9 protein-coding genes, 1 tRNA gene, 1 pseudogene and 1 other annotated feature are annotated in these 12122 nt (G+C 32.8%); of the genes and pseudogenes, 3 read left to right on the forward strand and 8 right to left on the reverse strand.

Annotation, left to right across the window (positions count from 1 at the left end; genetic code table 11):
- The first annotated feature begins 92 nt into the window (after window positions 1–92).
- Complete coding sequence (locus tag M663_RS0104040; protein ID WP_003867000.1) at window positions 93–608, forward strand: DUF4364 family protein; 516 nt, start codon at window positions 93–95, stop codon at window positions 606–608.
- On the opposite strand, the gene M663_RS0104045 is transcribed toward M663_RS0104040, so the two are convergent.
- Both M663_RS0104045 and M663_RS0104055 read right to left on the reverse strand, forming a co-directional pair.
- On the reverse strand, window positions 595–1512 hold the full coding sequence (locus M663_RS0104045; protein WP_029688019.1) for a YncE family protein: 918 nt from the start codon (window positions 1510–1512) through the stop codon (window positions 595–597). The two genes, M663_RS0104040 and M663_RS0104045, sit on opposite strands and share 14 nt — an antisense overlap.
- Window positions 1513–1722: 210 nt before the next feature.
- A tRNA-Pro gene (locus M663_RS0104055) sits at window positions 1723–1797 on the reverse strand.
- Between the two features lie 230 nt (window positions 1798–2027).
- Here M663_RS0104055 and M663_RS15170 point away from each other — a divergent pair.
- On the forward strand, window positions 2028–2201 hold the full coding sequence (locus tag M663_RS15170) for a hypothetical protein (protein ID WP_273702620.1): 174 nt from the start codon (window positions 2028–2030) through the stop codon (window positions 2199–2201).
- Window positions 2202–2227: 26 nt separating this feature from the next.
- Here the strand turns inward: M663_RS15170 and M663_RS0104065 are convergent, their stop codons facing one another.
- The 6 genes from M663_RS0104065 to M663_RS0104095 all read right to left on the reverse strand — a co-directional run bounded on the left by M663_RS0104065 (window position 2228) and on the right by M663_RS0104095 (window position 11611).
- Window positions 2228–2461: a hypothetical protein gene (locus M663_RS0104065; protein WP_003867714.1), complete on the reverse strand. Its 234-nt coding sequence runs from the start codon at window positions 2459–2461 to the stop codon at window positions 2228–2230.
- 48 nt (window positions 2462–2509) lie between these two features.
- On the reverse strand, window positions 2510–3793 hold the full coding sequence (locus M663_RS0104070; RefSeq protein ID WP_029688020.1) for a folylpolyglutamate synthase/dihydrofolate synthase family protein: 1284 nt from the start codon (window positions 3791–3793) through the stop codon (window positions 2510–2512).
- A gap of 28 nt (window positions 3794–3821) precedes the next feature.
- On the reverse strand, window positions 3822–4358 hold the full coding sequence (locus M663_RS0104075; protein ID WP_029688021.1) for a GNAT family N-acetyltransferase: 537 nt from the start codon (window positions 4356–4358) through the stop codon (window positions 3822–3824).
- Between the two features lie 17 nt (window positions 4359–4375).
- Complete coding sequence (locus tag M663_RS0104080) at window positions 4376–7015, reverse strand: valine--tRNA ligase (RefSeq protein WP_029688022.1); 2640 nt, start codon at window positions 7013–7015, stop codon at window positions 4376–4378.
- A gap of 41 nt (window positions 7016–7056) precedes the next feature.
- Window positions 7057–7258, reverse strand: a binding site (T-box leader).
- A 76-nt stretch (window positions 7259–7334) separates the two neighbouring features.
- On the reverse strand, window positions 7335–9383 hold the full coding sequence (locus M663_RS0104090; RefSeq protein ID WP_029688023.1) for an HlyD family efflux transporter periplasmic adaptor subunit: 2049 nt from the start codon (window positions 9381–9383) through the stop codon (window positions 7335–7337).
- Between the two features lie 5 nt (window positions 9384–9388).
- Window positions 9389–11611 (reverse strand): peptide cleavage/export ABC transporter, encoded by a 2223-nt coding sequence (locus tag M663_RS0104095; protein ID WP_029688024.1) that lies wholly within the window; start codon window positions 11609–11611, stop codon window positions 9389–9391.
- Between the two features lie 304 nt (window positions 11612–11915).
- On the opposite strand from M663_RS0104095, the pseudogene M663_RS15175 reads away from it, so the two are divergent.
- A pseudogene (locus tag M663_RS15175) lies at window positions 11916–12122 on the forward strand (transposase); the annotation flags it as partial.

Consider the following 12122-nt stretch of genomic DNA (forward strand, 5'->3'; position numbering starts at 1 on the left):
AAAGTATTTCGTATACTCTCTTTTATTATTGCATATTTTGTGATAGAATTAACTTAAACATACCACATATAGTAATAATGCGAGGTGGTAACTTGGCTTACGAAATACAAGAATTAGCAGAAAACAAGTTAATTATACTATACATCTTAAACAGAATAAATATGCCTATTACAGACGAGCAAATAAGCAAAATTATCTTAGATAACAAACTTATGAACTATTTCTATTTAAGACAATACCTTGACGAGTTAATAGAAACTGGCTTTATAAAATTAGAAGAAGAAAAATATTTTATTACGGAAGAAGGTATAAACATTTTAAAACTATTTTTCACAAGAATCCCCTTTGAAACACGGCAAAAAATAGACGAATACATCCTTTTAAACAAAGAAAAAATAAAACAGGAATCTCAATATATAGCCACTTATTACAAAAAAGACGAAAATCAATATATAGCTAATTGTAAAGTCGTAGAAAATGATATAGTTTTGATTGAGCTAAATATAAATGTAGTAAACAGCGAGCAGGCAAAACTTATCTGCGATAATTGGAAACAAAAATCTCAAGACGTATATGCATACATAATAAAAGTCCTCACGGGTCAATAACAAGGCCTTGGGGCTCTTTTCTTGTTTCAATAAACTTTACTACCCTCATTTCATCAATGTCAATTATATTCACTTTGTTTTCTTCTGCAGAAGAAACATAAGCATATTTATCTAAAATGCATAAATACCCAGGTGCATATCCGCAATAAACTTCTTTTTTCTGTTTTGTAAATAAATCTATTTTGCATAGCGTATTAGAGCAAGAATTAAGCACATACAAAAAGTTTTCCTTTTTCCGGACCATTGTAGGAACTTTTCCAACTTCTATCTCACCAGTTACTTTAAAACTTTGCAGGTTTATCACAGAAATTTTCCCATTTACCCCTGTTTCAAAATAACTGTTTACCACATACAAATAGTCCCAATCTTCAGAGAAAGTCATTCCTATAGGTCTTGCCCCTGTCACAATAAAATCTACAATCCTATAACTATAAGGGTCGATTAATAAAATTTCATCAGAATTCATATTGCTCACAAAAATCAAATCATACTTTTCATTGTAAATTATGTCCTGGGGGAAACTTCCCACTTTAACTTGCCCTATCACTTTTTTCTCTTCAATATCAAAAATACTTATAGAGTCTGAGTCTCCATTAACCACTAATATATAATCTCCATGCATAATGCCATTATTAGGATAATTACCTACATACAGAGAAATTTCTGAAGTAAAATCGTCTAGGTTTATTATACTAATTGAATTATCATAAGCATTTAAAGAATACAGTTTCTGTCTTTCTTTATCTAAAATTAATCGATGAGGACCACATAAATATTTAGAATAGACATTTAAGGGCAGATGTTTATTGTTATATGAATTAATCTTTGCAAAATCTCTGTAATTTGTCTCCAAATTAACTCGCTCAATAATATCTTCTCCCATATTAGCAATGTAAATGTACAAAATACATCCCCCCACATATTAGCATAATTCCATAATATGCAGGAGGATATATTTGAGAAACCAATAACTCCATAAAAAATCGCTCACTTAAATCGTGAGCGTCTTTCAATATTTTCACAAATTTACCACCAAAGTGGCCCTGTATCATACCTGCAAACACTTGTTCTTTTAGCCTGTTGATAAGTCTTAAAACCCACATGGCTGTAATAATGGTCGGGGCAACAGGATTTGAACCTGCGACCTCACGGTCCCGAACCGCGCGCGCTACCGCTGCGCCATGCCCCGACACATTATTCATTTTATCATACTCCTTTCCTTTTTTCAATAAACAAAATAAAGTTATAGCCCTACCCAAACTCAAAACTATTTAATTATTTTTTTCAAAAAACCTTTATTAGTAGCAAACTTTCTGAGAAATTTGGCTCTAAAATGAATTTCTAAATTTTATAATTGCAATTGACAGATAAATGAATTAAGTGTATAATAAAACTATCAAATTGGAAAGGGCGATTGATATGACTTATTTGGAGTTAGAATTTATGCGCTCTTCAAAACCAGTAAATGCACCAATTAGAACGATGAAGAAATGTAATGCAATTACATGTATCCATAATTGCAACGGTTTTTGTGTGACCTATAAAGATTTTAAGTGCGATTTTCAAGAAGAAATTAAAATACCTGAACAATAAATCAGGCGGTCGAAAGACCGCTTTTATCATACGTCTATTATTTTTTCCATCAATTCATTCATGTTATATTTGATTTTTTGTTCTTTAGCAATCCTTAAGAGTCTCAAATATTCTTGTCTTGCAAAATCGTACTTTAGCCTTGCTAACTTTATCTTGAGGTAGTTGTCATTTTCCAGCATTTCTAAATTTCTTTCCGCTTCTTTCATCGCCTTTAGTGCCTTATCTATCTCCCGTAACAACGCAGTACCTGTTATTTCCATAACAACCGCCTTCTCATTACGGCCTTTACACCTTACATTATATTAAAACTATGTCTTAATTATTACCTTTTTAAGCATTGACCTCACATAACCTATCATGTACAATGACCCACAAAAAAGCACCATATCCTCTTCCTTAGCTATATCCAAGGCGTATTTTACTGCCTTTTCAATATTTTCAATTGGAATTACGTTTTCTTTATCTATCTTTTGTGCAAGTTCACTTGCCTTATAAGCTCTTTCACTTATTGGGGTGGTTGTTATTATCATATCTGCCTCTGGCACAATTATATCCAACATCTTCTGTGTATCTTTGTCTTTAAGCATTCCAATTACTAAAATCAATTTATCATATTTAAATAATTTTAGAGACTCTTTCAAAACAGTCATTCCTTGAGGATTGTGAGCACCGTCTATTACTACGTAGGGTTTTTTTCTCATTACTTCCAATCTTCCAGGCCATTTTGCCCTGTAAAGCCCTTCCTTTATATCTTTTTCTGTGACTTCATACCCATACATTCTTAATTTTTCTACACTCTCTACTGCCAAAGCAGCATTGTAAATCTGATGTTCTCCCAATAAAGTAATTTTTAAGTCCTTGTATTTTTTGTAGTCAAAAATCTGAAAATCAGGGTTTTGTTCTTTTATAATTACGTTACTTTTTTCAAGTACAGTCAAATAAGCATTTCTTACCTCACAGGCTTCTATGATGACCTTCATCGCTTCTGGTTGTTGATAAAAACTCACTACAACCCCCTTTTGCTTGATGATTCCGGCTTTTTCATATGCAATCTCTCCTAAAGTATGTCCCAATCTGTCTGTATGGTCATAATCAATAGTCGTTATGACAGAAACCAAAGAAGAATCTATAGCATTTGTTGCATCAAATCTGCCCCCAAGCCCCACTTCCAACACTACAAAATCCACTTTTTCATCATAAAAATATTTAAAAGCAATTGCAGTTACCACTTCAAATTCCGTCGGATGATTGTATCCTTCCTCCACCATGCGAGATATTATAGGCTTTATATATTCAACATAATAAATCAACTTTTCCTTGGAAATATTTTCTCCGTTTATTCTCATTCTCTCTTCAAATTCTTCCAGGAAAGGCGAAGTATATAAAGCTACTTTGTACCCAGCCTGCTGCAAAATGTTGCTTATAAAAGCTGATGTAGAGCCTTTTCCATTTGTACCAGCAACGTGGATAATTTTAAGTTTTTTTTGAGGATTTCCCATATAACTTAATAATCTTTTTATATTTTCCAGTCCTAATTTTACGCCAAATTTGTAAGTACCGTGTATGTAGTTAATTGCCTCTTCATAATTCATTCAAGCTCATCTCCTATACAGACTGATTTTACAAAAACAATCCCATTAAAACTTCATCTACATACTCATCTCCAATTTTAAACTGCCGCCTTCTTCTGCCCTCTTCTTCAAAGCCAAATTTTTTGTAAAGGTGTATTGCCACCTCATTTGTACTAAAAACACTGAGGCAAAGTTTTTCATAACCTTTGCTTTTTGCCCAATTAATAGCTTCCGTAAACAATTTTGTCCCGATTCCTACATTCCTAAATCGAGCGTCTATACTTATACCTATTTCTCCTACATGTTGTACTTTAGGAGACCTTCCTCCATAATAACGAAAGAGAGTAAGGCAGCCTATGATTTCTACACCGTAGTCTGCCACCAAAATCAAATCTTTGTTGCGGTCTAAATTTTTTATAAGCTGTTTTTCTTCCTCTTCAGACCAGTTAAATGTCTCTGACACCATATACAATTTTTCTCTTCCAACACTGTTTAAAAGCTTTATTATCCCCCTCGCATCTTTTATCTTAGCCTCTCTTATAACCAGTTGAGACTCTTTTTTGGGCCTTTTAAACAAAGATAACATACAAATCCCCCTAGAGGTTAACTATTTAATAACTTAAGTCTTTCCTCTATGTTTTTAAGCATCGTAGTATATTTTTCTAATTTCTCTCTTTCCGCACTGACTACTTTTTCTGGCGCTTTTTTGACGAAATTTTCATTATTTAAAAGCCCTTGTGCTCTTTCAATTTCGCTTATCACTTTTTGTCTTTCTTCATTAAGCCTCTTTATCTCTTCTTCTAAGTCAATTAAATCTTCAAGTGGAAGTACCACCAATCCTCCTTCTATTGCTCCACTCAAAGCTTTATGAGGAATTTTACTTTTATCTGTTTCAATTACAACTTCGCTAGCACCTGCAAGTTTCATTATATAATTTGTACCCACTTCAAACATCTTTACATAATATTCATTTTCAACAGCCACAATAACTTTTGCTTTTTTAGAAGGGGAAACATTTGCTTCTGCTCTTAAATTTCTAATGGTCCTAATAGCTTCCATTATAATCTCAGCATTTTTCGCTTCTTCAGTGAAATCCAGTTCTTCTTTGTATTTCGGCCATTCAGCAATCATTATGCTCTCGCCCTCATGAGGTAAATTCTGCCATATTTCTTCAGTTATAAAAGGCATAAAGGGGTGCAAAAGCCTCAAAGTATTATCAAGCACATATCTTAAAACAGACTTTGTAACCTTTTTAGCTTCAAGGTTATCACTGTATAGCACAGGTTTGCTAAGTTCTATATACCAATCGCAAAATTCGCTCCACACAAAGTCATAAAGCTTTGTAGCGGCTATTCCTAACTCAAATTTTTCTAAATTCTCTGTCACTTCTTTTACTATATTGTTATACCTTGTCAAAATCCACTTATCAGCAATAGTTAACCCCTCTGTATAAAGATTAGTATCATTATCAGTTAAATTCAGCAACACATATCTTGAAGCGTTCCACAATTTATTTGCAAAGTTTCTGCTGAGTTCAACTTTATCTTGACTAAACCTCATATCGTTTCCTGGAGCATTTCCTATGACTAATGTAAACCTTAAAGTGTCTGCTCCATACTTTTCAATAACCTCTAACGGGTCTATTCCATTGCCAAGAGATTTGCTCATTTTTCTACCTTGAGCATCCCTGACTAAACCATGTATCAAAACATGCTTAAATGGTACTTCTTTCATAAATTCCAAACTCATAAAAATCATTCTTGCAACCCAGAAGAAAATTATGTCATATCCCGTAACAAGTACATCTGTCGGATAGAAATATCTTAAATCTTCTGTTTCTTCTGGCCAACCCATAGTAGAGAAAGGCCAAAGTGCAGAACTAAACCAAGTATCTAATACATCTTCGTCTTGATGTATGTTGGTACTTCCACAAGCTTCACATTTTTCCGGGTCTTTACGCGATACAGTTATATGACCACAGTCATCACAATACCAGGCAGGAATTCTGTGTCCCCACCATAATTGCCTTGAAATACACCAATCCTTTATGTTTTCTAACCAATTAATGTATATTTTTTCAAACCGTTCTGGCACAAACTTAATTTTTCCTTCTTTTACAACTTCTAAAGCAGGTTTCGCTAAAGGCTCCATCTTTACAAACCACTGCTTGGAAAGTAGAGGTTCAACTACCGTATCGCACCTGTAACAATGTCCCACATTGTGAACGTGGTCTTCAATTTTTAGAAGTAGTCCGAGATTTTTGAGGTCTTCTACTATCTTTTCTCTCGCCTCATACCTATCAAGACCTTTATATTTTCCTCCATTTTCATTGATTATCGCATTTTCTTTCATTATGTTGATAAATGGAAGATTGTGTCTTGTCCCCATCTCAAAGTCATTTGGGTCGTGAGCAGGCGTCACTTTAACAGCACCAGTTCCAAATGAAGGATCAACGTAGCTGTCAGCAATTACAGGTATCTCCCTTCCTACAAGTGGCAGTATCAAAGTCTTACCTACCACATCCTTATACCTTTCATCATCAGGATTTACAGCAACTGCTACATCCCCCAGCATCGTCTCTGGCCTTGTAGTAGCTATAACTACATATCCATCTTCACCTTTTATGGGGTATTTGATGTACCACAAATGCCCTTTTTGCTCTTTATGTTCCACTTCCGCATCAGATAAAGCAGTGTTGCAGTCTGGGCACCAATTTATTATCCTGTCACCTCTGTATATGAGCCCTTTTTCATAGAGAGAAACAAAAACCTCTCTTACCGCCCTTGAACATACTTCGTCCATAGTAAAGCGTGTCCTTGTCCAATCACAAGAAGAACCCAACTTTTTTAATTGGCTTAAAATACGGTTTTCGTATTTGTCCTTCCATGCCCATGCCCTTTTCAAAAACTCTTCTCTTCCTATTTCTTTCTTTGTGAGCCCCGTTTCTTCTCTTATCGTGTCTAAAACTTTTATCTCCGTCGCAATGCTGGCATGGTCTGAGCCAGGTATCCACAAAGCTGCATAACCCTGCATTCTTTTCCATCTTATCAATATGTCCTGCAAAGTATTGTCAAGTGCATGTCCCATATGTAATTGCCCTGTTATGTTTGGAGGCGGTATAACAATGGTAAATGGCTGTTTTTCAGGGTCTATTTTAGGAGTAAAATATCCTTTTTCCATCCAAAAAGCATAAATTCTATCTTCAAATTCCTTTGGATTGTAGGTTTTAGCTATCTCTTTCATGCCTCACACTCCCTCCGTAAAATTTTAAAACCCTTTCACCCACAAAGGGCGAAAGGGCATTTCGCGGTACCACCTTTATTTATCACTCAAGCTATAACGGGCAGACCCGTTTAAACCTACTGGACTTCGGTTTACAGGCTCCAGAGCTACCTTCAGTGTACCTTTGGCGGGAATCCTTTCAGCCCATGGGATATCCCTCTCTTTAGCCAGTATACACTTACTCCTCTCTTTCATAGCCTCATATTCTATTTGATATATAATATATATAAAATCTCATGAATTGTCAACAGTTAATTCCCTACAGGTTAAAGGAACTCAACTAATCTTTCAAATTGAGTTGTTCTAAAAGATAGTAAAGCATTTTTTCCCTATGGCCAATAACATGGGCTTCTACTATCATGCCTACCTTTATGTTTTTCTTTTCTCCTTTACGATTATACAGAGGTTTATTATCAATGGTCGCCTCTGCTTCATAGTAATTAAGCCCACTTTGTTTGTCTAATCTCGAGTCTATACTTAATTTTACTATTTCACCTGACAGCTCTCCGTACTCTTGATAAGGCAAAGCTAAAATATGATATTTTATTTTTTGGCCAACTTTTATATCTGCAATATCTTTGTTAGGAATATAAAGTTTTACTCTATATTGTGGATTGTCTGGAATAATTTTAATTATTTCCAATCCGCTCTGTACCAAATCCCCTTCTTTTATACTCATCATCATATCAATTTTCCCATCTACTGGAGATTTTATAATGTAATCCTCGATTGCAAGATTTATATTCTGAAGTTCTGCTTTTAATTTCTCTATTTCTTTTTCATCGGAGTAGATATTATCTTCTATTTGAGCTATGGTATCTGCTGTGAATTTTTCTACATTTACATTATTCAAATTAGCTTTGATTTCCTTGAGTTTCGCTTCATTTTGTTCGATATTTGCCTTGAGGCTAAGCATATATTGATTTTGATAATTTATAAGGTCATCTTTTGCATTTTGAACTGTCTTTTCTGCATCATAATATTTTTGTGTTAAGGCATTTTGCAATTGTTGAATTTTATCTTCTCTTTGTTTTATATTCATCTGGTAATCAATAAATTGATTGTAATAAGAGCTATCAGAAGAAAAGTAATTATGATTATCGTTTATGGATTTTTGTAATAATTTTAAGTTATCTATATTATTTTGAATGGTTTGCATTTGTTGAGATAAGTTTTGCAACTGATGTAATTTTGTTTCATTTTCTTCTATACTTGCCGTAACACTCATAAGATATTGATTTTTATAAATTTCAAATTCCTGCTTAGCATTGTTTAGAGCAACTAACGCATCCTCAATTTGACTAGGCAACGCATCTGGATTTTGCAAAATAGAATCATATGTTTTCTGAAGTTGGGCAATTTTGTTTTGGTATTGTTGAACATTCATTTGATAATCTAAGAATTTATAATAGTAGGAGTTATAAGTTGAAAAATAGCTTTTATTATCGTAAATAGATCGCTGAAGAAGTCTTAAATTGTTAATTGCATCTTGTATATCTTGGATTTGAGAATATTGACTCTTTAATTGATTTAATTGTTGATAATTCTGTTCTATATTGTTTTTGATATTTAGCATATATCCATTTTTATAATTTGCAAGTTCTTCTCTTGCATTGTAAATTGCTTCCTGTGCCTCTTCAATTTGCCTCAACAGTTCGCGTTGTAATTGCTCAATTTTATCCTGTCTCTGATTAATATTCATTTGATAATCAACAAACTGGTTGTAATAAGAAGTGTCATTGTTTATCTTATTTTCATTTTGGTCTATGGATTTTTTTAAATTTTTTAAATTCTCCAATATGTTATCTATATTCTGTGCCTGAACATTAATACCGTAAAGTTGGCTTTCTATGGCTTTTTTATTTATGTAAAAATCTAAATACTTATAGTAATAATACATTTCATTCTCAGAACTTTTATCAAAATAGTTTTTCCCATCCTGAATACTATTTTTTAATTTTTTTAAATTTTCTACTTCACTAATCTTATTAGCAAGTTGTTTTTCTAATATGGATTTTTGTAATTCTAAGTTTTTATGCTCTATTACGTATAAAGCATCTCCTTTTTTCACTTTTTGACCATCTGTAACATATATTCTCTCCACATTGCCTGTCACTTTGTTTGAGATGATAAATTCATCTTTGTAAGGTCTTATAATTCCGTTTGCTTTAACAACTATTTCTTTCTCGCTAAAATAAGACCATATCAAGAAAGATGTAATGAGAAGTAATAAAATATAAACAGAAACACTCGCAATAGGATGCGGTTTGGATTCTAAAAGTTCTCTGCTGTCTGTAAGTTCTTCTATATTTTGTACTATCTCTCTCACAAAAGTCACGCTCCTATCAAATTAGAGGCTGCTGCTTCTTCATCTCCAAGTTCGTAATTAGATATTGGAATTTGATCCTTCCATAATTCATAATACTTTCCTCCTAATCTCATTAATTCTTCATGACTACCACTCTCTACAATCTTTCCTTTATCCATAACATATATGGTATCACTTCTCATGATAGTACTTAATCTATGAGCAATTATTATAGCAGTAATATCTTTACTAAATTCATATATCATATCATGTATTGTTTTTTCGGTAGTACTATCCAAATTACTAGTAGCTTCATCCATTATTAATATATCAGGCTTTTTCAAGATTGCTCTTGCTATTGCAAGTCTTTGTTTTTGCCCACCAGATAAATTTGCACCATTTTCTTCTATCATAGTTTCATATCGTAAAGGTAGACTGTTAATAAAATCATGAATCTGGGCTTTTTTACAAGCCTCTATTATTTCTTCTAATTCTATATTATCTGCTCCAAGAGTAAGATTTTCTCTGATAGTGCCATTAAAGAAAAAAGCATTCTGTGATATGTATGCAATTTTTTCTCTTAAAACTTCTAAATTTATATCTTTTATGTTATATCCATTTATAAGTATTTCGCCTTTCTCCGGTTGATAAAAACTCATTAGGAGCTTTACCAGAGTTGTTTTACCCGAACCGCTTTCACCAACAAGTGCTATTTTTTCTCCTGAAGAGATGTGTAAAGTTATATCATCTAAAACCTTCTGCCTTGTTCCATACCTAAAAGTTACATTTACAAAGTCTATATCTCCTCTTAATGATGCAGGATTGATCTTTTTATCTTCATTTTTGCTCTTTTCTATTTCTAAATCTAGTATTTCACCTAATCGGTCTGTTGCAACTAAGGCTGTCTGTATTTGGGGTTGAAGATTTATAAGATTTTCTATAGGCTCTAAAAAGTAAGCAAGTAAAGCATTAAAGGTTAAAAGTTCACCTATGGACAACCTGCCATGTATTACTTCATTGGCTCCAACCCATAGCAAAACAACTCCAAATACACTTTTTACTCCACTTTTTAATGAAGATTGTAAATTATTTATCCACCCATTTTTAAAAGCACTTTTTATAAATTTTATGAACCTTTTTTCCGTTTCAAAATTTACCTTTTTCTCTGCATTGAATGCTTTTACAGTTTCAATTCCATTTAATGATTCTACAAGATAAGACGTTAGTTTTGCGTTATTTTCCATCATTGTTCTATTTATGTTTTTTAAAGGATTGTTAAATACCCAGACAATAATAGCATATAAAACAACAGGAATAAGAGTTATACCGAATAACATATGATTTTGACTATATAATATAGCACCACCTACTATAACCATTAATGTATCTATTATTATGGTAAGCGTCGCTCCTGATATAGCCTCCCTTATTCTTGCCGCATCATTAAAACGAGATATTATTTCTCCTACTTCCCGCGTATCAAAGAAATTCATAGGCAGTTCAATGACATGATTGTAGTATCCAAGCATCAATGGTATATCAATATTTTGGCTTAAATATAGAAGTAACTGCGTTCTAAAGGCGTTTAATAAAACTTTAAAAACATATAATACAATGATTCCTATTGAGAACATATTGAGAGTTTTCACTAATCCATTTGGAAGTATAGAATCCATTAAGAATTTAAAATAAAATGAACCTATAATTCCTAAGACAGTAAATATTAGGGATACAAAAAATATGTGTACTATCAGTCTTTTTTGAGGTTTTAATAATACAAAGAATCTTGAAAATAGTCCTTGCGTCTCATCCCCCTTTTTAAATTGAAACGTTGGCACCATAAGAATGAGTACGCCCGTCCATATTTTAAAAAATTCTTCAGGAGTATATCTTACGATTCCCTTTGCAGGATCAGCAATAACTAATTCTTTTTTTGTTATCTTATGTATTACCACATAATGAAGTAATCTCCCGTCAATAATCACATGGGCTATTGCAGGAAGCGGAAATTCATTAAAAATATCTTCGGGTTTGTTTGCTCTAACTCCTTTAGCTGTAAAACCAAGTTTTTCTGCTGCTTTTATTAACCCATATGCACTTGTGCCCTGTTTATCTGTTCCTGCAGCTTCTCTTATTTTCGATATTGGTATTTTTAATCCATACTGTTTCGATATCGTCGCAAGACAAGCAGCACCACAATCTTTTATGTCATGTTGTTTAATGCATACATAGCGCTTAAATATGTTCATAATATCTCACCTTTTATAAAATTATCACTAACATCATTAAATCAATCATAAGATTACAAGTTAAATATTAACGTATTTCTATTGATAATTATGAAGAGCAGTACATCTATTATATTGTGAATACTAGGAATAGATAAAACAATCGCGAATGAACTTAGCGTTTTATTTCTATAAATCAAATATGAATAATTTAAAATTACTACCGCTAAAAAAGTTGAAATCATGTAAAATAAGCTATAGCTATGTAATATCCCAAAGATTATTGAAGCCACAATTATAAGTAAGGCCTTGTGATTATTTAAACTCTGCCTGCCCTATAAAGCATCATAAATATTTTAATGGCAAAAAGCATAGAGGCTGTACTAAGTATGCTATTATATCTTCTGATTATAGGTCTTCTATTAATAGAGACTCCCTATTATTTTAAGGCTGTCTATAGACTAAGAGTAGAATCAGAAAGATAAATTTAGATTTAAAGCTCTGGATTTTGAAAAAGCTTATGTCAGAAATA

This window comes from Thermoanaerobacter sp. A7A (assembly GCF_000445185.1).
GTDB lineage: Bacteria > Bacillota > Thermoanaerobacteria > Thermoanaerobacterales > Thermoanaerobacteraceae > Thermoanaerobacter.